Raw genomic sequence first — 20,609 nt, 5'->3', positions numbered from 1 at the left:
ACGCGTGAGCGTAGGTGGGAGAGCGTTCAAGAGCTCAAGAGCGAAATCTCCATGGTTCGCGCGTTTTTTCGTTCCATCACCAGCTTTTTTGGGCAACGTTGTGTTGCCTGCAAAAGGCTGTTCAAAAGGTGAATAGAAAACCGCCGTCATCAGGCTTCAATTGGCCGACGGCGGTTTTTTTGTTTGGACGGGAGTCCGTTTTTTTCCATTCCCATGAATAATTTTCCTGTTGGGTTGAACAATAAGGAAAGACATGAGTAAAAGCGAAAGGGGGAGAAAAGGTGCCGTCCATCGAAAAGAGACTCCTGCTCTTCTCTTTCGTTGCCATCGCCTTGTACGTGTCGCCGTACTTTGTGCTCGGTGAAGATGCGCATATGCGCGTTCATGACAATTTGGATTCCAACATCGCTTGGTATAAGGTGCTCACTCGAAGCGGTGAGCTGTTCGGACCGGTCGATGGGGTCATTCCGCAAATCATCAACGGCCTGCCGCGCAACGCGTTCGGCACAGAATTCAGCGGCATCGTTTGGCTTCACGCCCTGTTTCCATCCATTTACGCCTATGGGCTCAGTCAAGCCGCAACCCGCGTATTGGCGTTCATCGGCATGTATTTGCTGCTGCGAAAACATGTGCTGCCGGGCGAGCGCTGGGGATGGATTCGCATCGGCTCTTCGTTGACGTTTGCCTTGACGCCGTTTTGGCCATCGGGAATGTTAAGTACGCTCGGGATGCCGCTTGCGCTTTGGGCGTTTTTAAACATTCGGGGCGGCGAGCGTTCATGGGTGAACTGGGCGGTGTTGACGCTTTTGCCGCTCTATTCGAGCTTCGTGCTTGGATTTTTCTTTTTCTTGAGCGCGCTTGGGATTTGGTGGCTCATTGATGTCATCCGCGGCAAGGGTTGGAATTGGCGGTTTTTGGCGGCCATCGTCTATATGACGATGCTCTATTTGGCGGTCGATTACCGGCTTGTCCATTCGCTCTTGTTTTCCAATGAGCCGACAAGCCGCGACGAATATTTCCACGCCCGTCTGCCGCTTTGGCGCGTCATCCGGCTGACGTTCAAAAACTATGTGCTCGGCCATACCCACGTCATGACCGTGCATGGGCTCGTCATTTTACCGGTGACGCTCGTTGCCTTGTACATTGTATGGAAGCGGAAAAGCTGGCGGCGGGAGAAACTGTTTTTGATTTTGCACGGGTTGAACTTCGCGTTGTCGACATGGTATGCGTTTTGGTTTTACAAAGGATGGCTGCCGCTCACCGAACGGTTTGATTTGCTCGATAAGTTCAATTTCGCCCGCTACCATTTTTTGCGGCCAATGGTGATTTACGTCTTGTTTGCACTGGCGCTGAAAATTTTTTGGCAGGAAGGCCGAAGGTGGCGGGCGGTCGGTGCGGCGGCCATTGTCTTGCAGCTTGTCGTGCTTGCTTTATGCAATGAGGAAATCGTCTACCGCGACAAGCCGTCGTTTCGCGAGTTTTACGCGGAAAAGCAGTTTGCCGCCATTCGCCGCTATATCGGCCGCCCGGTGCATACATACCGTGTCGCCAGCATCGGCATCCACCCGGCGATCGCTCAATACAACGGCTTTTACACACTCGATACGTACAACAACTTTTATCCGCTCGAATACAAGCATCGGTTTCGCCGCATCATCGCCAAGGAGCTCGCGAAAAACAAAAAACTGCGCCAGTATTTCGATGAATGGGGCGGGCGCTGCTATTTGTTCGTCGATGAGCTGGGCAAGCGGTATATGTTTCAGAAAAACTCGAAGCGGACGATTCGCAACTTGGAATTGAACACAAACGTGTTTTATGACATGGGCGGGCGCTACATTTTTTCAGCGCTGCCGATTGAAAATGCCAGCAAAAACGCCTTGAGCCTTGAGCGGGTGTTCCGTTCCAAAGAGTCCGCGTGGACCATCTATTTATACAAAGTCGTGCCGGAGGGAGGAAGGTGACATGTTCGAACCGACGTTGGCTATTGTTGTGCCGTGTTACAACGAAGAAGAGGTGCTGCCGGAGACGATCCGCCGCTTACGGGAGTTGCGCGAACAATTGATTGAAGAGCAGCTCATTTCATCCAACAGCGCGCTTTTGTTCGTCGATGACGGCAGCTGTGATGACACATGGAAGATCATATACAAAGCGAGTTTGCGCCACCCGGAAGTGAAAGGGCTGAAACTGGCGCATAACGCCGGGCATCAAAACGCGCTGCTTGCTGGGCTGTTCGCCGCGAAAAGGCATGCCGATTGCCTCATTTCGATCGACGCCGATTTGCAAGATGATGTAGCGGCGATTCGGGAATTTGTGCAAAAGTTTCGCGAAGGCTATGACATCGTCTACGGCGTGCGCCGGCGGCGCGATGCCGATACATGGTTCAAGCGCCATACGGCGCAAGGGTTTTATCGGTTGATGAAGGCGTTTGGCGTCGATATCGTTTACAATCACGCCGACTATCGCCTTATGAGCCGGCGCGCTGTGGACGCGCTTGAACAGTTCGGGGAAGTGAACTTGTTTTTGCGCGGCATCGTTCCACTTTTGGGCTTTCGGTCGGCGACGGTTTATTATGACCGAAAAGAGCGGCCGGCCGGGAAAACGAAATATCCGCTGAAAAAAATGATCGCCTTTGCGCTTGACGGCGTGACGTCGTTCAGCGTCACCCCGATCCGTTTCATTTCGCTCGTTGGGTTTCTCTCGTTTGTCGTCAGCTTGATGTTTGGCGCCTATTTTCTTTTTCTCAAATGGGTCGGGCATACGGAAACGGGTTGGACGTCGCTCATTACGTCCATCTGGCTGTTAGGGGGCTTGCAGCTGATGGCGCTCGGGCTGATTGGTGAATATATTGGAAAAATTTACAAAGAAACGAAACGGAGGCCGCGTTATATCATCGATTTGGATTTGTGGAATTGGCCGCTGCCGCAGCGGCTGTCGCCGGCGGCGCCGCCCGAAGAGGGAGGCGCGGCCGAATGGCCGCGTTCGTAATGGAACAAAAAGGGAGGTGCGCTTTGGCGGCCGCCTTTTTTCTTTGTCTTGCAATTCAAAAAAAGAAAGAGTAGACTGATGGATGGGGAGAATGGATCATTCCATTGGCCGAAAATACGGCGAAAGTCAGTGTATGGCCGGCGAAAAGGCTTGGAAAGGGGAGAAACCGGAAATGGCCAATTGGCATGAATGGGCGGAACTGCTCGAGCGGGTAAGAGAGGAGAATCCGCTCGTCCATAATATCACGAATGTCGTTGTGACGAATTTTACGGCAAATGGGCTGCTTGCGCTTGGCGCTTCGCCGGTGATGGCGTATGCGAAAGAGGAAGTGGGCGAGATGGCGAAGCTCGCTGGAGCGCTTGTCCTCAATATTGGGACGTTGAATGACAAAGAGGTGGAAGCGATGCTTGTCGCCGGCCAGGCGGCCAATGAAGCCGGCGTGCCGGTCATTTTCGACCCGGTCGGGGCCGGGGCCACGCGCTACCGGACGGAGACGGCGCGCCGCATCGCGGAACAAGTCAAGCTCGCCGTGATCCGTGGCAATGCGGCGGAGATCGCCAATATGATCGGTGAGGCGTGGGCGATTAAAGGAGTCGATGCCGGCGGAGGAAGCGGCGATCGAGTGGCATTGGCCAAACGGGCGGCGGAGCAGCTCGGCGCCGTTGTCGCGATTACTGGAAAAGAGGACGTCGTTGCGGACGGACAGAGGACGTATCTGATTCAGAACGGCCATCCGTTGTTGACAAAAGTGACCGGAGCGGGCTGCTTGCTGACATCAGTTGTCGGAGCGTTTGCGGCCGTGGAGCGCGATGCGGCGGCAGCGGCGGTGGCCGCTCTTGTGTATTACGGCGTCGCAGCGGAGCAGGCGGCGGCCAAAGCCGGGGAGCGCGGACCGGGCAGCTTCCAGACGGCGTTTTTGGACGCGTTGGCGTATACAAGCGTCGATGATGTCAAACGGTATGGCCGGGTGGAACAACGGTAAAAGGGGAGGAGAAACACGATGGTGTACAAAGCGTTGACGATTGCCGGGTCGGACAGCGGCGGCGGCGCCGGCATCCAAGCCGATCTCAAAACGTTCCAGGAGCTCGGCGTCTTTGGCATGTCAGCGATCACGGCGGTGACGGCGCAAAACACACTTGGCGTGCAAGGCGTCTTTCCGCTGTCGGCGGAAGCAGTCGCCGCCCAGATCGAATCGGTGGCCGCCGATTTAGGCGCGGATGCGGTGAAAACCGGCATGCTCTTTAGTGCCGAGATCATTCGTACGGTTGCTGAACAAGTGAAAAAACAGAAATGGGAGCGGCTGGTCGTCGACCCGGTGATGATCGCCAAAGGCGGCGCTCCGCTGTTGCAAGAGGAAGCGGTGGCCGCGCTGAAAGAAGAGCTGCTGCCGATGGCGCTTGTCATTACACCGAACATTCCAGAAGCGGAAGCGTTGACGGGCGTTGTCATCCGCACGATGGATGACCGCCGTGAAGCCGCGCGCCTCCTCCACCGGATGGGCGCCCGCTATGTCGTCGTGAAAGGCGGCCATGACGATGATGGCGAAGAAACCGTCGACTTGCTGTATAACGGCAGCGAATTTTCCTATTTTAAAAGCAAGCGAATTGACACGCGCCATACGCACGGAACCGGCTGTACGTTTGCCGCGGCGATCGCCGCTGAGCTGGCGAAAGGGCGGCATCCTGTCGACGCTGTCGCGACGGCGAAGGCGTTTGTGCAATCGGCGATTGCCCATCCGCTCGGCATCGGCCAAGGCCATGGGCCGACGAACCATTGGGCGTACCGCCAATACGGAGAGTGAGAACGATGGCGCGCATCGCGAGCGGTGAAATGAAGGAGCGGCTGGCTGTTTACTTCATTATGGGAAGCCAAAACAGCGAACGTCCGGCCGCCGATGTGCTGAAAGAAGCGCTTGACGGCGGTGTGACGTTGTTTCAATTCCGCGAAAAAGGGCCGGGCGCTTTAAAAGGGGCGGACAAAGAGGAGCTCGCCCGGCAGCTGCAGCACCTTTGCCGCGCTTATGGGGTACCGTTTATCGTCAACGATGACGTCGAGCTGGCTCTCGCCATTGATGCCGACGGCGTCCACGTCGGTCAAGACGATGAGGACGCGCGGCGCGTGCGGGAAAAAATCGGCGATAAAATTTTGGGCGTCTCAGCGCACAACGTCGAAGAAGCGATGGCGGCCGTTGAGGCGGGCGCCGATTACCTCGGCGTCGGCCCGATTTACCCGACCAGTTCGAAAGAGGATGCAAAGGAAGCGCAAGGACCGGATGTTCTCCGCCGCTTGCGCGAAGCCGGCATCACCATTCCAATCGTCGCCATTGGCGGCATTACGGCTGCGAACGCCAAAACCGTTGTGGAAGCCGGGGCGGATGGGGTATCCGTCATCAGCGCCATCGCTTCGGCTCCGTCGCCAAAGGCGGCGGCCGCCGCCTTAGCGGAAGCGGTGCGGGCAGCTCGCACGCGCTGAATGAAAAAGTCGGTTTCCACTTGTAGGCAAAGCGCCATAAATGAAAAAAGGTGTCCCGTTGATAGTTCGGGACACCTTCTTTTTTGACGGCTAGGTCGTTGTCTGCCGCCAGTTCGGCCATCGCCATTCCAACAGCGGCCGCACGAGCCGGACGACCGGCTTGCTTCCAAGGATGAGCATCATGGCAACCGACAGTGCAAGCAGAAGCGGATAGCCGTGCACATCCATAATAAAGTCTGGGAATGGCGTCTCGTGCAAATATTTTAAAATAAACCCGTGCAAGATATAGATGTAAAACGTGCGCGCCCCGAGCACGGAAAAGGAGAAGCGACGGCTCGGGATGAGCGACAGAAAGCCAAACATCATGAGCAGGCTCGCCCCATAAATGGCGAGGCGGCTCGCAATGCCGGCTGGTTCCGAGACGCCGAGCGTATCGTACGATTTCGAGCCGTACAGCCAATCTTGCGGCAAATCCGGAAACCCGAAATGGATGACGAAAAACATGCTAACAAGCACAAATAGCGAAACGAGGCGCACTGGGGCGGCAAACAAGCGCTCGATCGCCGACTTTTGAAAGAAAAATCCAAGCAAAAAGAACGGGAAAAACGTGAGCGTCCGCGACAAGCTCAGCCATTTTTCCGCTTCCATCATGCCGCTGGTCAAGCCGAGAAGAAGCGCCATCGGCAATGCGATCCGCTTTGGCAGCCGGCCGAACCATAACAGCAGCACGTTCCAGCTAAACAGGCTGAGCAAAAACCATAAACTCCAATGCGGGGTCAATAAGTCAAGTTCCAGCGACTGTTTGTCATACAGGAAGAAATAGTAGATCGAATACAGCAGCTGGAACAGAACGTACGGGATGAGCAATTTTTTCGTGATTTTTTGCAAGTAGCCGTGCTCATGGAATTTTTTGGCGAAATAGCCGGAAATGAAAATGAACGCTGGCATGTGGAAAAAGAAAATCCACGTATACAAGCTGTGCACCCATAAGACGCCGTCAATATACGGGCGTAGAAAGTGGCCAAACACGACGAGGAGCATGAGCGCGCATTTCGCGTTGTCAAAATAATAGTCCCGCTCCTTCATAGTGTTTCCTCCTTTCTATACACACCAATTCGAATCATACTCCTTCTTTTTGAGGGAGTCAACGCAGGAAACGAAGCGATGGGATGGCCGCTGTCATCAGTTTGCCAAAGAAAGGGGATGATTCGGTGAAAAACGATCGGCGCGAAATGGACGATATGACGCAGTTGCTTGAAATCATCAACGCCAAAGGAGACGAAGGAGAGCTTCATGAGATCGTCTGCAGCGACGAGTTGTTTTGGAAAAGCTTGCGGGCGCAGGCGGAGGACAGTGCGAAAGGAGGGGAGTAGATGGAACTGTTGCGGGCGAAGCGAATGGCTGAAGCTGGGGAGATCGTTCCGGTGATGTATAAAGGGAAACAAGTGGTGATTCAGCACGTCGATGATGAGCGCGAAATGGCTCGCGTTTATTTCACCGATGAGCCGGAACACGAACAAGACGTACCGGTGCGACTGTTTGAGGAACAATGAGAGATGGGCAAATTGTCGCCGTTTTGTCAAGGGAAAGACGATGACACCGTCCGTTCTTCTATGGTATAATGATTCAAGAAACGACGCTTGAACATGGGAGTGACAAACATGAACATCGGCTTTGGAGAAATTGCGCTCATCGTCTTTTTCGCTTTGCTCATTTTCGGACCGAAAAAGCTGCCGGAGTTAGGACAAGCGGCCGGGAAAACGTTGCGCGAATTTAAGAATGCGACAAAAGGCATCATCGACGATGACGAGACGACAAAAGCGCAAAAATAAGAGGTTGGGCATAGAGGCCTGGCCTCTTATTTTTGTATTTCGTCCGTGACTAGCCATTTCCTCCGCGATGCGGCAAAAAAGAGACAAGCTCTGTCAAGGGGCGCCATATACATATATATGGAGGTATGTTGGCTCGTTGGGATAAGCCGTGGCGGAGGGGTTTCGTGATGATCAAAAAAATGGCGGCGGTGATTGTCGGCAGTCTGCTTCTTGGCGTTGGCATCAACGTCTTTTTCGTCCCTCACCATTTGCTTGATGGGGGGATGATCGGGCTCGGGCTGATCGCCAAATACGTGTGGCACGTTCAGGCTGGGTTGACGATGATCGTCTTAAGCGTTCCGCTTTATGCAGCCGCATGGTTTTACTACCGCCCGTTTTTTTACAACAGCTTGCACGGACTTTTATTTTCCTCATGGATGATTGACGTATTGTCCGTTTTGCGCGGCGTGGTGGTGTTGGATTCGCTTCCAAGCGCGGTCATCGGCGGGGTGCTGGTCGGCGCGGGCATCGGCTTGATGCTGCGCGAGGAGACGAGCACGGGCGGGACCGACCTGCTCGCCCAGTTTATCGCTAGATGGACGAACTGGAACGTCGGGATCATCATTTTTGTCATTGACGCCTGCATTATTTCAGCTGGGAGCATGATCATCGACTCAGTGCCGTTTGTCCACTCGCTTGTCGTTGTCACGGTCGTCGGGGCGGTGACGACGATGTTGACGCGCGAAAAAACGATGGGGGTATAGCTCGAATCCCCATCGTTTTTCGTTTCAGCAGATAGGCGCTCCTCTATGGGAATGCGGCACCGAAGGCGCCGTTTCCGGCTGTTTGCTGATTGATGCTGTGGGGGAGTTTTAACATCGTTCGCACAGGAGATGAGAATTTTGTCCGTTTGACCTTTCCCAGCGACGAGTTCCCCAATCATTGGCGGAAGGAGCATCGGTTATCGCTTAGCCAGCTCGAGCGCGCGGTAGACGTTAATCAGCCCATAGCCGTAATACGGATCTTTTCCTCTCTCGCCTAAGTCATCAGCGCTTTCGAGAATAATGTCGCGCACTTCATCGTTCGAAAGCCGCGGGTTGACGGAGCGGATCAAAGCGGCGAGTGCGGTGACGTGCGGCGCGGCCATCGACGTGCCGGAAAGGGCGGCGTACCGGTGGCCGGCAAACGTGCTGGCAATGTTCGTTCCAGGCGCGACGACATCCACATAGTCGCCGTAGTTGGAATAAAGTGCATAGGAAAGATCCGGATTGACAGCGCCAACACTGATCACTTCTGGATACGCGGCCGGAAAGCTCGGCTGTGATGTGCTGTCGTTGCCGGAAGCGGCGACAAGCACGACATCATGGGCGTCGGCGTAGCGGATCGCCTCTTCAAGCACCGAGGACGGTTGGTAGTTGCCAAGGCTTAAATTGATGACCTTTGCCCCGTGGTCGACCGCCCAGCGGATGCCTTTCGCCACGTCGATGCTCGTTCCATAGCCGTCCGCATTTAATGCTTTGACGGCCATGATCGGGTTGAACCATGTTATGCCGGCGACTCCTTCGTCGTTGTTCGGCTGTGAGGCGATAATGCCAGCGACATGGGTGCCATGGCCATTTTCGTCATTCGGAGAGCGGTCGTCGGCCAATACGTTGTATCCGGGACCAAGGCGGCGGATTAAATCGGGATGGGTCAAATCGACCCCGCTGTCAATGATGGCGACAGGCACGGTTTGTTTGCCGCGCGACAACGTCCAGCCGTCTTCAGTATGAATGGTCGGCAAGTTCCACTGGTAGCGGGCGTAAAACGAATCGTTCGGGATCAGCGCCGGCTTGTTCCACTCATTTTGCATGTAAATGTAGTGCGGTTCGCAATAATCAACCATCGGAAGGGATCGGAAATAGCGGCGCATCTCTTCGTACGTTTGCCCGCGCGAACGGAATACAAACACGTGGTCGACCTGCTTGATGAGCTGGCCGGCGATGGCTGCCTCCATTTGTTGAAGACGGCTTTCCGATGGCAATGCCCGAAAGCGGACGACGATCTCATTGGCGAAATAATGGCTTCGGTCACCGCGGCGATTATGGAGGATTTCCCGAATGCGCGGGTGCTTGTTCAACTGCTGTTTCAGCTGTTCGCCTGCGCTTAAGCTGTCTAAGGCGACAACGGTTGGATGGGTGGGTGCGACCTCGGCGTCAAACGGCTTCAGCCGTGGTGGAGCCGGGGCGTTTTCTTCTAGAGCCGGTCGCCCCAAGGCGGCTGCGGCAACGAGTAGAGCAACAACCGCGCTGGTCGCGGCCCATATTCGGTATCGGCGTTTCACGCTGTTCACCTCCTTGTTGTTAGGATGGGCGATTGACGGACAAATCATGAAAAATGGGATTCACCTTTTGCCATGGTGAAATCCCATTTTCTTCTTCAGCGGCCGACCGATTGCATACAGATGCAATTTGAAGTTTTCACATTTGCGGCTTTTGCCGAGCATTTGATCGACTGTCGGGAGACCGAACAACGCCGCTTTCAGCCTCATGTATGGGTCTAGGAAGCGGGTGGTTGTTCAGTCTTCCGCCACGCCAAGGCGTGACGGGGGCAAGCCTGTGGCTTGCCCTCGACAGTCGAAAAATAGATAAGCGGCTTTTCTGTCCAAGATATGTTAAACGTTTTGATTGCATCTAGTGTGCTAAGCGTTACTGTTCTCCTTCTCTTAGCCGCCGGCGCCGTTCTTCTTTTGCGCCGGGGCGAGTATGCGTTTGTGCCGGATGGGAGCGATATTGCGCCGTATGAAGCGAGCAAACAGAGATGGGTTGATCGTCAGCGAGCCGGGTTATCGGTTCAATGAGCAAAACAATGCCGTGGCCGCTTGGCAAAATACGCTCAATCCGCCGCCTCCAAATGAACGGATCAGCGAGGAGCGGGCGGCGAGAGGAAGAGAGGTGTTTGTCCGCGCCGGCTGCATCCGCTGCCATGCCGGGGCGTATTTGACGAACAACCGAGTCATCGCTGCTGATGTAGTGGGCACCGAGCCGTCGCGGGCGAAAGCGCTGAAGAAAACAGAAAAAGTGTTTGGAGAGCCGGTGTTGTACGCTCCTGACACGCCGGTGCCGATTCCAAAAGGGGCGAAAGTGTTGAAAGTGCCAACTGATCAGTTAGACCGAGAACAAATCCGGCTCTCCTTTGCTCATGGCGATTCACCGGGCGGGTATAAAGTGCCGAGCCTCATCGGCCTGGCGTGGAGCACTTCGTATTTGCACGATGGTGGCGTGGCGGTTGGGCCGAAGGTGAGTTCGGGCTTTCGAGCACGTTCAAAAAGGCATCGCCCCTGATGCGCGCAACAGTCTGCGGGCGCTGATCGACCGGACGTGGCGCGAGCGCGTCATCGCCGCCAACGCCAAGGACTCCGACTTGCGGACGGTGCATGTGACCGGCGCCGGGCACCGGTATTGGATCGACCGTCAAGCCGGATTTACGAAGGAAGAGCAAGAGGCGGTATTGGACTATTTGTTGTCGCTCACCTCGCGCTGACCGCATTGTGCGGTCGTTTATTCTGCGCTCATGCCGCTGGGAATAGTTCCCTTGCAACGCTGTTATAAGACGGCTCACACTAATAGGCAAGGGAGGGAAAGCGATGAGCGAAACATGTTTTTACTGTCAGTGCGAGTGCGATGACAAGGTGCATTACGTATCGTTCCATACGAATGGCGAAGAACGCGAAGAAACGCTTTGTCCGGAATGTTACCAAGAATGGCTGCAGGGCATGAAAGGTTGACATTTCTTCCTGCTTTCGTTTCGCTTGGAAGCGGGGCTTTTTCGCGAAATGATGATGAAGAAACCGCACCGTGGTCAAACCGGTGCGGTTTTTTGGGACAGCGGCGGAGTGGCGATGATGTCCGCCAAATCACTGTCTTCGTCATAGGCGCGGTAGACAGCGGCTTTCGTACGCGGAGCATGGACCGATAAAAAGAGAATGCGCTCCTTGCCTTCGCGGGCGACTTTCGTTTCCATTTTCAATGACACTCCGTTTATCGTGAGCGAGTAGAACCGGTACGTCAAGCCAAGCCATGTGCGTTCTTGTCGAACGGTATCCGGATGATGGCGGATGAACGCAGCGAGTTCGGCGAACGAATGCATTTCCCGCTCGAGCCATTCGCGGATGGCACTTGCCGCCTGCTCCAACCAGCCTTTCCAAAATGATTTCATCGGCATCACCTTTTTTCATCCATCATGCCCATTTCCGCTGTTCATTATGCAGGGAGGCGGATGGAAAACGTCGTCATGTCTTCATCCGATGAACAGCGGATATCTCCGCCATGGTCTTCAATCACTTTTTTGCAAATGTACAGGCCGATGCCGGTTCCGAGTTTTTTTGTCGTAAAAAACGGCTCGAAAATCGTTTCCACAATGTCGGCCGGAATGGACGGACCGTTGTTGGCGATTTCGATGATGATGCTTCCGTCTTGGCAACGGGCGTCGATGTTGATCCGCCGCGGTTTTTCCCTCTCTTTCACCGCTTCGATCGAGTTGAGCAAAATGTTTACCAGCACCTGGCGCAGCTGATCTTTATAGGCAAATATATGTATGGATTCATCGATCGCCACCGAAAGGTCGACATCGCTGTCGACGATCGTGGCGTATAAAAACTCGATAATTTCCTCCAACAGCTGGCGCAGCGAAAACGTTTCTTTTTCGCTTTCAACAATTTCTTTGCGTGAGGCATGCAAAAATTGCGAAATGCGAAATTTCAGCTGCTGCAACTCATGGTCGATAATGTCTAAATAAGGAAGATGCGGATGCTCAAACTTCAATAATTGAATAAAACCAATAATAGCCGTAAGCGGATTGCGAAACTCATGGACAAAACTCGATGACATTTGTCCGAGCAGCGTCAGCCGGTCTTGATGCGACCGGGCAATGAGCGCATTTTTCTCATGCAGCTCCTTTTCTTTTAACTCATTGTATTTGGTGACCGCATGAAACAAAAACTGGTCAAACAACTCGTTCATATGGTCAATGAGCGGGGCGAGCTCATCGACGGACAGCGGTGCGGCCAACGCATGGTTGATGATCAGGCGCCGTCCCAAGTTTACGTTGTAAACAAGGGCGCCGATGCCGGCGTTCATCTCCGCCCGTTCTTTGGCGATTTTGTTCGCCAGCCGTTCAACCATCTCGCCGGGCCGCGACTGCAGCAGCGCCTCTTTGACCAAGGTGAACACCGCCAAGCCGTTTTGTTCGACACAGTCGATATATTTGTCATCGTCGGCAATTTTCATTTGCTGCCGCCAATAGGCGAGGAAGTCCGGCAAATGGGTTTCCAAATGGGTGACAAGCTGCTGTGCGGCAGATGCCAACAAAGCCACCTCGCTTTCTGTCGTTTATTTTTATTATAATTGGGAACATCGAACTAGAACAGAGGGAAAATGGCTGCATATCCGAGAAAACTAGTTTCCTTCCGCGAAAAAGGCGGGTGGTTTGAACAAAAACGGAAAAATCATTTATAATGAATGGGACGAACAAATATTTTGCAAAAGGTTGGGGACGATCGTGAAATTGTATGACTCGATTTTAGATTTGATCGGTGGCACGCCGATCGTGAAGCTCAACCGTCTCCCGGATCGGGAGGGAGCGGACGTATATATAAAACTCGAATCGTTCAACCCAGGCGGCAGCGTCAAAGATCGGCCGGCTTGGGAAATGATCCGCCGGGCAGAGGCGGAAGGGAAAATTACGCCTGGAAAAAGCACGATCATCGAACCGACGTCCGGCAACACCGGCATCGGGTTGGCCATGGTGTGCGCCGCCCGCGGGTATCGCTGCATCATCACGATGCCCGACAATGCGACGGTGGAGCGGGTGAAAATTTTAAAGGCGTACGGAGCCGAAGTTTATTTGACGCCGGCGGAGAAGCGGATGCAAGGGGCAATTGATGAAGCGAACCGGCTGGCTGGCGAAATCCCTGACAGCTTCATTCCGATGCAGTTTGAAAATTCGGCCAATCCGGATGCGCATCGCCATACAACGGCGGTGGAAATTTACGAGGCGTTTGATGGGCGGCTCGATGCGTTCGTGCTCACCGCCGGCACCGGCGGGACGGTGACGGGAACAGGGGAGGAACTGAAAAAGCGCATCCCAAATTTGCGCATTTACGTCGTTGAACCGTACGGTTCGCCGGTGTTGTCGGGCGGGAAGCCGGGGCCGCACAAAATTCCCGGCACGGGTCCGGGGTTTATCCCGAAAATTTTAAACCGCTCGATTTACGATGACATTTTTTTGATCAAAGATGAGGATGCCCAGCAAATGGCGCGCCAACTGGCGGCCAAGGAAGGCATTTTGGTCGGCGCCTCAGCGGCGGCGAGCGCTTATTACGCCATCAAAGTGGCAAAACAGCTCCCGAAAGGCGCACGCGTCCTTTGCATGGCGCCCGATTCCGGCGAGCGGTATTTGTCATCCGATTTATTCGCCGATTAAGCGGACGTCGATCGACGAAAAAAGCGAGGATTTCTTGCCTTTCATTGGGAAGTGAAGCATTCCTCTCTGCAAAACAAAGAGGAATGCTTTTGTTTGATCGTTTGCCGGTGTGGAGAACAAAAAAACCGACCGGTCGTTCTTGATGAAGGATAACAATCGGCTTTCTTTCTGGTTCCTTGGCGCATGCGTTGAGCGCCTCAGCGGGGAGTGCGGTGAATCGTTGCTGTTCTTTTGGCAGATCGAACGAGCGCAGCGCTGCGTCATGGTCGGAATGATAAAAACAGTGACGGATTTCATGAACCATTTCGAATTCCTCCATTTTTGATAAATCAGACAATATGATACCAATAACCCTTTTTGTTTTTTCATATTTTTCCTCTTGTTGGCACGGTCTCATCGCTGTGTGTTGACTATAGATTGACGATGGACGGCTGAAGGCTTTCGCTATGTGCATGAGGGAGAGCACAGAGAATGGTTGATTCGGTGAAAGTCGTTGTGAAAGGAAGAGAGAAGGTGTTCGCTTGGCCTCGAAAAGACAAGAGAAGTGGAACAACATGGCGCGCATCGCGTTGACGCTGGTGATTGGGGCGCTCGGCGGCTTTATTTTCGCCTTGTTCCGCATTCCACTCCATTGGATGCTCGGCCCAGCCGCCGCGTTGCTTTTGGTCGGCCGTTTTTGGAAGGGAGCGTTGTATTGGCCGGTCGGCATTCGCAACGCTGCGCTTATTCCGATCGGCTATACGCTAGGGGCATCGATGACGGCAGGAACGCTTGTGGAGATGGGCCGGCAATTGCCGGTGATGTTGCTGGCGACGGTGTTGATTTTGCTGTTTAGCTTCCTTGTTTCTTGCCTTGTCGCGAGATGGACAAAGATTCCGCTCCGTTCAGTCGTCACCGGCAGCATCCCCGGCGGATTGTCGCAAATGCTTGTGTTGGGCGAAGAGCTCGACGGTGTCGATGCCACGATTGTCACGTTTTTTCAAGTCATGCGCCTGATGGGCGTTGTATTTCTCGTTCCCCTCATCGCCTTAAGCCCGTTCTTTTCCGGCGGCGCTGAGGCAGGGACGGGCGCAGAAAGCGGACAAGAGGCGCATTGGAGCGTTGGTCTTGTTTGGCTGTATGTGATCGTCACAGTCGCCGGCGCGATCATCGGAAGACGCATCAAACTGCCGACTGCCTATTTGCTCGGCCCGATCATCGGAACAGCGGCTCTGGTCATGGCCGGGGCGCCGGCGCCGCCTTTGCCTGCTCCTTTGTTGGATATCGCGCAAATCGCGATGGGGGCTTACCTAGGCGTCATGCTGAAACCGGCCCGCATCGCGGAAAAAGGAAGAGCGGTGCTGGCCGCGATGGCCACCGGCCTTGCGCTCATTTTGTTTTCCATGGCTTCCGCATTTGTCTTAACGGTTTTGCATGGCGTGCCGTATTTGACAGCGTTCATCGCTTTGGCGCCGGGGGGTATGGATCAAATGGGGATTTTGGCGCGGGAAGCGCATGCCGATCTTGCTGTTGTGACAAGTTATCAAATGTTCCGCATTTTTTTCATTTTGCTTGTCGTTCCGCCGGTGCTGAAAAAATGGTTTGCCGCCCGCTGGTTTCGATCGATTGAACGATGGGTCATGCCGTCTGCGTCAATCCAAAAGAAAGGGCTGTGACAAGAAACAAATATATGCTAAACTAGAAAGAAAAAGGAGGGGGTTGCCATGAACCATTCGACCGTTTATCGTCCGCACAGCCCGGTGGCGAAGTTGGCGGTTTCCTTTTTAGCGGCGCTGGCTGTTGCGACCGCAGGGCTGTATGCCGGGCAATGGGTGCCGGCCGGGATGTACTTGCCGCTCTATGGCTTGGAACTCATTTTGCTTTTGGTGATGATCTTCGCCCGCAGCAAAAAAGCGGTCGGCTATCCGCTCATGTTTGCGTTTATGTTTGTCTCGGGGGCGACGCTCTATCCGCTCATCGGCTATTACTTGTCCGTCATCGGCGCAGCGGCGGTGTTCAAAGCGTTTGCGCTGGCCGTCGTCTCGTTTTCCGGCGTTGCCATTTACGCGGCGAGAACGAAAGAAGATTTTTCGTTCCTCGGCGGGTTTTTGATGCTTGGCGCGTTTGCGCTTCTTGGCTTGCTGATCATCCAATGGTTCATTCCATTTTCCAGCGTCGGGCAAATGGGCATCGCTGCTTTAGGGATTTTGATTTTCCTTGGCTTTACGATTTACGACATCAACCGTTTGGCCCGCTACGGCTTTACGGAAGCGGATATCCCGATGATTGTCGTCAATATTTACCTTGATTTCATCAATTTGTTTGTCTACATTTTGCGTTTTTTCGCCAGCGATGAGGATTGAGTGCCAAAAAGGGCTGCCAAAAGGAGCAGCCCTTTTTCTATGACGATGGCACAGATCAAAGCGGCAAGTCGAAATGGTGCGGCTGTTTTTTTACGGCATGAAAGGTGAAACGCGGTGAGGCAGGAATCGGCAAATGGTGGGGCGAATAAAAGAAAGAAATGGAGAAGAAAGGGGCCTCATGATGAAGTTTGCCGTCAATGTTTCGACGATTTTCACGGAAGCGCCGTTTCTTGCCCGGTTTGCCAAGGCGAAGCAGCACGGGTTTTCGCACGTTGAGTGCCAGTTTCCGTACGCTGCGGCGCCTGAGGCGGTTGCCGCTGAACTGGAGGAATACGGGCTGTCGCTCGTTACGATCAACTTGCCGGCCGGCGATTGGGAAAAGGGGGAGCGCGGACTGGCGATTCTTCCCGGCCGTCATGACGATTTCCGCCGTGCGCTTGAGGAAGGGGTGCGCTATGCGCTCGCGCTTGGCGCGCCGCGTCTTCATTGCATGGCTGGAGTGTTGCCAAGGGACTTGCCGCGCGAGCGGGCGAAGGAGACGTATATGCGCCGCATTGACGAAGCGGCTGCAACGCTTGCTGTTCATGGTTTGACGCTGACGATTGAACCGATCAATCCGTTCGATATGCCGGGCTACTTTTTAACGGATATTGATGAAGCCGTGGCCATCATTCGCGCTCTTGGCAGGGCAAATGTGAAAGTGCAATACGACATCTACCATATGGCGCGGCTTGGGCGCGATGTGACAGCGACGTTTGCGGCCTATGAACCATTGATTGACCATGTGCAATTTGCCGATGCCCCCGGGCGGCATGAGCCGGGGACGGGAGCGCTTCCGTATCGCGAGATTTTCGCATTTTTGCAAGAGCAAGGCTACAATGGAGCGATTGGACTTGAGTACATTCCATCAGGGAAAAGCAGCGAAAGTTTTGCCTGGTATGAGGAATACCGTGGAATGAAAGGGGGAGGCGGACGATGATGCGCGTCGGCTTTATCGGATTGGGCGTGATGGGATCGCGCATGGCGAAGCGGCTGCTTGAAGCGGGATTCAATGTTACGGTGTACAACCGCACGACAGAAAAAGCGGTTCCGCTTGTCAACCTTGGCGCCCGACAGGCGGCGACAGTGGCAGAGCTGGCTGGTGAGGCGGATATCATTTGCACGTGCTTATCGATGCCGGATGATGTCATCGAGGTGTATACAGGTGAAGGCGGCGTCCTTAGCGCGGCCCGTCCGGGGACGATTTGCCTTGATTTTACAACCGTCGGTCCGAAAACAAGTCGGTTTGTCGCTCGGCGCGCCGATGAGCACGGCGTCGCCTATTTGGACGCACCGGTAAGCGGCGGGCCGGAAGGGGCGGAGCAAGGGGCGCTGACGATCATGGTCGGCGGGGCGAAAGAAGCATGGGAGCAGGTGCGCCCGTTGCTTCGGGTGTTAGGAAAAACGGTTGAATATTTAGGAGAAAGCGGCGCCGGCAGCGCGGCAAAAGTGATCAACCAGTACTTAGTCGCTGTCCATTCCGTCGCCGCGGCGGAAGCGATGGTCGCTGGCGTCGCTTATGGGCTTCATGCCGGGAAGCTGTATCGGCTGTTAAAAGAAAGCTACGGAGACAGCCGGATGCTGCGCCGCCATATGGAGCAGTTCGTGCTGCCGCGTCAATTCACTCCTGGCGGGGCGGTGAAGTATGTGCACAAGGACGTGCGCCTGGCGAACGAGTTGATGGACGAGATCGGCCTTGGCCACCGTCTTGGCATGCAGGCGGAAAAAGCGTTTGCCGCAGCGATCGCCGCAGGCCTTGCCGACTTGGATATGGCCGCGGTCATTCAGCCGCTCGAGCAGCAGGTCGGGGTGGTGGTAAAAGAGACAGAATGGACAAAATGATCGTCAAATTCAAAAAATTCGTTGAAAAAATGGAGGAGCGATGGTTTAATAGAAGTAGCAGGGAGGGTTGGCTCCAAAGGTTGTTTTGCGCTAAATCACTTGTATATATGACGGTGATCAGAAAAGGTGTCCTGATTCTTTTGGGACACCCTCCGCCTGATAAAGAAAACGGTTCGAGCGGTTCGCTTTTTTTTACAGATAAAAAGAAACGATGTTTCTTATTACGAAACGAAGGAGGGCGCTCATGCTTTCATTGACATGGATTGAGGAGCTGCAGGCGTTTTTGCATCCAGAACAGATCAAACGGAATGAATCGTTCCATCCCCTCGGCAATGATGGGGCGGTGGCCGTCTATCCGCGAGCAGAGGAAGAAATCGCTGCGGTGCTCCGCTATGCCGACCGCCATGGCAAAAAAGTCGTCATCGCTGGACGCGGCACAAAACGGGGATTTGGCGGGCAGCGGGAACAGGCGGACATCTTGTTGTCGCTTGAACAGTATACCGGCATCGTCGAACATGCGGCCGCTGATATGACGGTCACCGTCAAGGCAGGAACGAAATTTGGCGATTTGCAGCGCGAGCTCGCCCCGTATCGGCAAAAGGTCGCCTTGGATCCGTTTTGGCCGGAGGAAGCGACGATCGGAGGGGTGATTGCGGCGAATGACAGCGGCCCGAAGCGGCTCGGCTACGGGTCGGCGCGCGATTCCGTCATCGGGATGCGCATCGTGTACCCAGATGGGACGATCATCCGTTCAGGCGGCAAAGTCGTGAAAAACGTCGCCGGCTACGATATGAACAAGCTGTTCATTGGAGCGATGGGGACGCTCGGGGTGCTGAGCGAGATTACGCTCAAGCTTCGACCGCTCGCGAAATATGAAAGCGTTGTGTTGCTGTCGTTCCCAAGCGGCGATCTTCATGACATTCGCTCGTTTGCCGTTTCGTTCCTTGATACAATGATGGAGCCGATTTGTTTTGAACTGCTCAATCCGGCGCTTTCCGAGCGGCTGACGGGACGGCCGGTTTATACGCTTGTGATCGGGTTTGAAGATGTGGAAAACGCCGTCCATTACCAAGAGCATTGGGTTGAACGACTGCGGCCGAAAGCGGTGGAAATGTCCATTTTAGCCGGCGAAGAGACAGCGGCGTTTTGGCGGACGTTTTACACGATTGCACCGAACGGGCGTCTGGAGCAGGCGGAAAACAGTGTTGAAGCGGCAGTGAAAATCGGGGTTGTCAACTTGGATGTGCTTTCGGTCTTGCGTGAAAGCGTTTTAATCGCTGACCGTTGCCATGTCCGCATCGAGGCGCACGGCGGATTGGGCCACGGGCTTTGTCAGGCGTATGTACATGGGAGTGAAGAAGGAGTGTTGGCGGCAATAGAGGAGCTGCGTCAGGCAGCGGTTCGCCTGGGCGGCTACGCGATTGTGAAACATTTGCCGCTTTCGCTGCGCCAGCGCGTCGACGTCTGGGGCGGAAAGCCGTCGTACTTTTTCCTGCTCGAAGGCATTAAGCGAAAAATCGATCCGAACAAAACGGTCAACGATCAACGCTTTATTGGGGGGATTTAATGATGAGCACGATGACCAATGAGCGGGCGGACAGCCCGGCGTGTGCGACCGCGAGTCTTGGAAACTATCGTTTTCACGATTTGCCGGACCCGAGCAAGTGGGCTGATTGCGTTCATTGCGGCATGTGTTTAGAATCATGCCCGACGTACGAACAGACGGGTGAAGAACAGCACTCTCCGCGCGGCCGCGTTCATTTGATGAAGTCGGTCGGCGAAGGGAAGCTTGAGTTGACGCCTGATTTGCTCGATCCGATTTTTACGTGCCTCGATTGCCGTGCATGCACGACGGCTTGCCCGGCCGATGTCGATGTCGGTGGGCTCATTGAACAAGTGCGCGGCCAGCTCCGCCAGGCGGTTCCGCTCACCGGTTGGAAGGCGCTTGTCAGCGACGTTTTCTTAAAAGGCATTTTTCCGCATCCGTCGCGCCTCGATTGGCTCGGCCGCCTGCTGAAATGGTACCAAAAAAGCGGCTTGCAGACGGTGGCGCGCAAAACCGGACTGCTGCGTGTCATGCCCGATCACTTGGCTGAGATGGAGGCGATTTTGCCAGCGGTCGGTACGCCGGTTCGGAGAAAGTATAAACATCAGCCGCTCATTAAGGCGAAGGGGGAAACAAAGCGAATCGTCGCGATTTTGACCGGATGCGTCATGGATGTTATGTTTAGTGATATTAACGAAGCGACGATCCGTGTGTTGACCCATAACGGCAACGATGTCGTCATCGTCCCGAACCAGACGTGCTGCGGGGCGCTTCACGTTCACGCCGGCGACCGCGAAACCGGCCGGAAGCTCGCCAAGCAAAATATTGAGGCGTTTCAAGATGTCGACCATGTCATCGTTAACGCCGCCGGCTGCGGCTGCATGTTGAAAGAGTATCCGGAACTGTTCCGCCATGACCCGGAATGGCATGAAAAGGCGGAGCAATTTGCCGCCAAAGTTGAGGACGTGTCCAAATTTTTGCATGACACGGGCTTCAAACCACCGAAAGCGGAATTGAACGTGCGCCTCACCTACCATGATGCGTGCCATTTGGCCCATGGCCAGGGCATCCGCCAAGAGCCGCGCGCTTTGATTGAAAGCATTCCGGGGG

General features: G+C 54.6%; 24 protein-coding genes. 18 read left to right on the top strand and 6 right to left on the bottom strand.

Annotated features, from left to right (window positions below):
• Positions 1-121: 121 nt before the first annotated feature.
• Positions 122-292 carry a hypothetical protein gene (locus tag GZ1_RS18890; RefSeq protein WP_155467694.1) on the bottom strand — a complete coding sequence of 57 codons (171 nt, stop codon included), beginning with the start codon at positions 290-292 and terminating at the stop codon, positions 122-124.
• Here GZ1_RS18890 and GZ1_RS08080 point away from each other — a divergent pair.
• From GZ1_RS08080 to thiE, 5 genes are all read left to right on the top strand, one after another.
• A complete protein-coding gene (locus GZ1_RS08080) occupies positions 282-1,961 on the top strand; it encodes a DUF6044 family protein (protein ID WP_013523628.1) in 1,680 nt (559 codons plus the stop codon). The two genes, GZ1_RS18890 and GZ1_RS08080, sit on opposite strands and share 11 nt — an antisense overlap.
• 1 nt (position 1,962) lies before the next feature.
• Complete coding sequence (locus GZ1_RS08075) at positions 1,963-2,985, top strand: glycosyltransferase family 2 protein (RefSeq protein WP_015374695.1); 1,023 nt, start codon at positions 1,963-1,965, stop codon at positions 2,983-2,985.
• Between the two features lie 172 nt (positions 2,986-3,157).
• Positions 3,158-3,967, top strand: coding sequence for a hydroxyethylthiazole kinase (gene thiM / locus GZ1_RS08070; RefSeq protein WP_060788301.1), 810 nt, complete (start codon positions 3,158-3,160; stop codon positions 3,965-3,967).
• 18 nt (positions 3,968-3,985) lie between these two features.
• Positions 3,986-4,786 (top strand): bifunctional hydroxymethylpyrimidine kinase/phosphomethylpyrimidine kinase, encoded by an 801-nt coding sequence (gene thiD, locus GZ1_RS08065; protein ID WP_053413475.1) that lies wholly within the window; start codon positions 3,986-3,988, stop codon positions 4,784-4,786.
• 5 nt (positions 4,787-4,791) lie between these two features.
• The gene (gene thiE / locus GZ1_RS08060) at positions 4,792-5,457 is read left to right on the top strand and encodes a thiamine phosphate synthase (protein WP_013145493.1); all 666 of its coding nucleotides are present in this window, start codon (positions 4,792-4,794) and stop codon (positions 5,455-5,457) included.
• Positions 5,458-5,547: 90 nt separating this feature from the next.
• Here the strand turns inward: thiE and GZ1_RS08055 are convergent, their stop codons facing one another.
• A complete protein-coding gene (locus GZ1_RS08055) occupies positions 5,548-6,543 on the bottom strand; it encodes an acyltransferase family protein (protein WP_015374699.1) in 996 nt (331 codons plus the stop codon).
• A 125-nt stretch (positions 6,544-6,668) separates the two neighbouring features.
• Between GZ1_RS08055 and GZ1_RS08050 the strand changes: the two genes are divergently transcribed.
• The 4 genes from GZ1_RS08050 to GZ1_RS08035 all read left to right on the top strand — a co-directional run bounded on the left by GZ1_RS08050 (position 6,669) and on the right by GZ1_RS08035 (position 8,032).
• On the top strand, positions 6,669-6,830 hold the full coding sequence (locus GZ1_RS08050) for a hypothetical protein (protein ID WP_223813664.1): 162 nt from the start codon (positions 6,669-6,671) through the stop codon (positions 6,828-6,830).
• Positions 6,831-7,010, top strand: coding sequence for an H-type small acid-soluble spore protein (locus GZ1_RS08045; RefSeq protein ID WP_060788284.1), 180 nt, complete (start codon positions 6,831-6,833; stop codon positions 7,008-7,010).
• A 108-nt stretch (positions 7,011-7,118) separates the two neighbouring features.
• Entirely contained in the window at positions 7,119-7,289 is a 171-nt protein-coding gene (locus GZ1_RS08040) for a twin-arginine translocase TatA/TatE family subunit (protein WP_011231011.1), read from the top strand.
• 167 nt (positions 7,290-7,456) lie between these two features.
• A complete protein-coding gene (locus GZ1_RS08035) occupies positions 7,457-8,032 on the top strand; it encodes a YitT family protein (protein WP_015374701.1) in 576 nt (191 codons plus the stop codon).
• A 197-nt stretch (positions 8,033-8,229) separates the two neighbouring features.
• Here the strand turns inward: GZ1_RS08035 and GZ1_RS08030 are convergent, their stop codons facing one another.
• Entirely contained in the window at positions 8,230-9,591 is a 1,362-nt protein-coding gene (locus tag GZ1_RS08030) for a S8 family peptidase (protein WP_060788283.1), read from the bottom strand.
• Positions 9,592-10,048: 457 nt separating this feature from the next.
• Between GZ1_RS08030 and GZ1_RS08025 the strand changes: the two genes are divergently transcribed.
• Together GZ1_RS08025 and GZ1_RS19255 are read left to right on the top strand one after the other, a co-directional pair.
• Entirely contained in the window at positions 10,049-10,591 is a 543-nt protein-coding gene (locus GZ1_RS08025) for a hypothetical protein (RefSeq protein WP_255211280.1), read from the top strand.
• A gap of 302 nt (positions 10,592-10,893) precedes the next feature.
• A complete protein-coding gene (locus GZ1_RS19255; RefSeq protein WP_013145486.1) occupies positions 10,894-11,034 on the top strand; it encodes a hypothetical protein in 141 nt (46 codons plus the stop codon).
• A gap of 74 nt (positions 11,035-11,108) precedes the next feature.
• Here GZ1_RS19255 and GZ1_RS08020 read toward each other — a convergent pair whose 3' ends face one another.
• Positions 11,109-11,471, bottom strand: coding sequence for a hypothetical protein (locus tag GZ1_RS08020; RefSeq protein ID WP_060788282.1), 363 nt, complete (start codon positions 11,469-11,471; stop codon positions 11,109-11,111).
• Positions 11,472-11,509: 38 nt separating this feature from the next.
• Positions 11,510-12,613 carry a histidine kinase N-terminal domain-containing protein gene (locus tag GZ1_RS08015; RefSeq protein WP_060788281.1) on the bottom strand — a complete coding sequence of 368 codons (1,104 nt, stop codon included), beginning with the start codon at positions 12,611-12,613 and terminating at the stop codon, positions 11,510-11,512.
• Between the two features lie 193 nt (positions 12,614-12,806).
• On the opposite strand from GZ1_RS08015, the gene cysK reads away from it, so the two are divergent.
• Positions 12,807-13,730, top strand: coding sequence for a cysteine synthase A (cysK, locus tag GZ1_RS08010; protein WP_033009303.1), 924 nt, complete (start codon positions 12,807-12,809; stop codon positions 13,728-13,730).
• On the opposite strand, the gene GZ1_RS19375 is transcribed toward cysK, so the two are convergent.
• Positions 13,716-14,099, bottom strand: coding sequence for a hypothetical protein (locus tag GZ1_RS19375; RefSeq protein WP_015374709.1), 384 nt, complete (start codon positions 14,097-14,099; stop codon positions 13,716-13,718). The genes cysK and GZ1_RS19375 overlap by 15 nt on opposite strands.
• Positions 14,100-14,251: 152 nt before the next feature.
• On the opposite strand from GZ1_RS19375, the gene GZ1_RS08000 reads away from it, so the two are divergent.
• The 6 genes from GZ1_RS08000 to GZ1_RS07970 all read left to right on the top strand — a co-directional run.
• Positions 14,252-15,385, top strand: coding sequence for an AbrB family transcriptional regulator (locus tag GZ1_RS08000; protein ID WP_020755709.1), 1,134 nt, complete (start codon positions 14,252-14,254; stop codon positions 15,383-15,385).
• A gap of 48 nt (positions 15,386-15,433) precedes the next feature.
• Complete coding sequence (locus GZ1_RS07995) at positions 15,434-16,072, top strand: Bax inhibitor-1/YccA family protein (protein ID WP_020755708.1); 639 nt, start codon at positions 15,434-15,436, stop codon at positions 16,070-16,072.
• Between the two features lie 181 nt (positions 16,073-16,253).
• Positions 16,254-17,051: a hydroxypyruvate isomerase gene (gene hyi / locus GZ1_RS07990; RefSeq protein WP_083509287.1), complete on the top strand. Its 798-nt coding sequence runs from the start codon at positions 16,254-16,256 to the stop codon at positions 17,049-17,051.
• A complete protein-coding gene (locus GZ1_RS07985; protein ID WP_060788279.1) occupies positions 17,048-17,953 on the top strand; it encodes an NAD(P)-dependent oxidoreductase in 906 nt (301 codons plus the stop codon). The genes hyi and GZ1_RS07985 overlap by 4 nt, the downstream gene beginning before the upstream one ends.
• Before the next feature lie 244 nt (positions 17,954-18,197).
• Positions 18,198-19,520, top strand: a complete 1,323-nt coding sequence (locus tag GZ1_RS07975; RefSeq protein ID WP_060788278.1) for an FAD-binding oxidoreductase — start codon at positions 18,198-18,200, stop codon at positions 19,518-19,520.
• Positions 19,520-20,609, top strand: a 1,090-nt coding sequence (locus tag GZ1_RS07970) for a (Fe-S)-binding protein (protein WP_157074363.1), incomplete at its 3' end; no start/stop codon positions are given. The genes GZ1_RS07975 and GZ1_RS07970, both read left to right, overlap by 1 nt.

The sequence above is a fragment of the Geobacillus zalihae NBRC 101842 genome (assembly GCF_001544135.1).
GTDB lineage: Bacteria > Bacillota > Bacilli > Bacillales > Anoxybacillaceae > Geobacillus > Geobacillus zalihae.
Note: the sequence above shows the minus strand (reverse complement) of the source record. Positions and strands in the feature narration are given on the sequence as shown.

Bases quoted from the DNA above. Each gene is read 5' to 3' on its own strand.
- GZ1_RS08020 (WP_060788282.1), bottom strand. From the start codon at position 11,471: ATGCCGATGAAATCATTTTGGAAAGGCTGGTTGGAGCAGGCGGCAAGT.
- GZ1_RS08025 (WP_255211280.1), top strand. From the start codon at position 10,049: ATGAAGCGAGCAAACAGAGATGGGTTGATCGTCAGCGAGCCGGGTTAT.
- GZ1_RS08055 (WP_015374699.1), bottom strand. From the start codon at position 6,543: ATGAAGGAGCGGGACTATTATTTTGACAACGCGAAATGCGCGCTCATG.
- GZ1_RS07985 (WP_060788279.1), top strand. From the start codon at position 17,048: ATGATGCGCGTCGGCTTTATCGGATTGGGCGTGATGGGATCGCGCATG.
- GZ1_RS19255 (WP_013145486.1), top strand. From the start codon at position 10,894: ATGAGCGAAACATGTTTTTACTGTCAGTGCGAGTGCGATGACAAGGTG.
- GZ1_RS07975 (WP_060788278.1), top strand. From the start codon at position 18,198: ATGCTTTCATTGACATGGATTGAGGAGCTGCAGGCGTTTTTGCATCCA.
- thiE (WP_013145493.1), top strand. From the start codon at position 4,792: ATGGCGCGCATCGCGAGCGGTGAAATGAAGGAGCGGCTGGCTGTTTAC.
- GZ1_RS08045 (WP_060788284.1), top strand. From the start codon at position 6,831: ATGGAACTGTTGCGGGCGAAGCGAATGGCTGAAGCTGGGGAGATCGTT.
- hyi (WP_083509287.1), top strand. From the start codon at position 16,254: ATGAAGTTTGCCGTCAATGTTTCGACGATTTTCACGGAAGCGCCGTTT.
- GZ1_RS08040 (WP_011231011.1), top strand. From the start codon at position 7,119: ATGAACATCGGCTTTGGAGAAATTGCGCTCATCGTCTTTTTCGCTTTG.
- thiD (WP_053413475.1), top strand. From the start codon at position 3,986: ATGGTGTACAAAGCGTTGACGATTGCCGGGTCGGACAGCGGCGGCGGC.
- GZ1_RS19375 (WP_015374709.1), bottom strand. From the start codon at position 14,099: ATGAAAAAACAAAAAGGGTTATTGGTATCATATTGTCTGATTTATCAA.
- GZ1_RS08035 (WP_015374701.1), top strand. From the start codon at position 7,457: ATGATCAAAAAAATGGCGGCGGTGATTGTCGGCAGTCTGCTTCTTGGC.
- GZ1_RS18890 (WP_155467694.1), bottom strand. From the start codon at position 292: ATGGACGGCACCTTTTCTCCCCCTTTCGCTTTTACTCATGTCTTTCCT.
- GZ1_RS07995 (WP_020755708.1), top strand. From the start codon at position 15,434: ATGAACCATTCGACCGTTTATCGTCCGCACAGCCCGGTGGCGAAGTTG.
- thiM (WP_060788301.1), top strand. From the start codon at position 3,158: ATGGCCAATTGGCATGAATGGGCGGAACTGCTCGAGCGGGTAAGAGAG.
- GZ1_RS08075 (WP_015374695.1), top strand. From the start codon at position 1,963: ATGTTCGAACCGACGTTGGCTATTGTTGTGCCGTGTTACAACGAAGAA.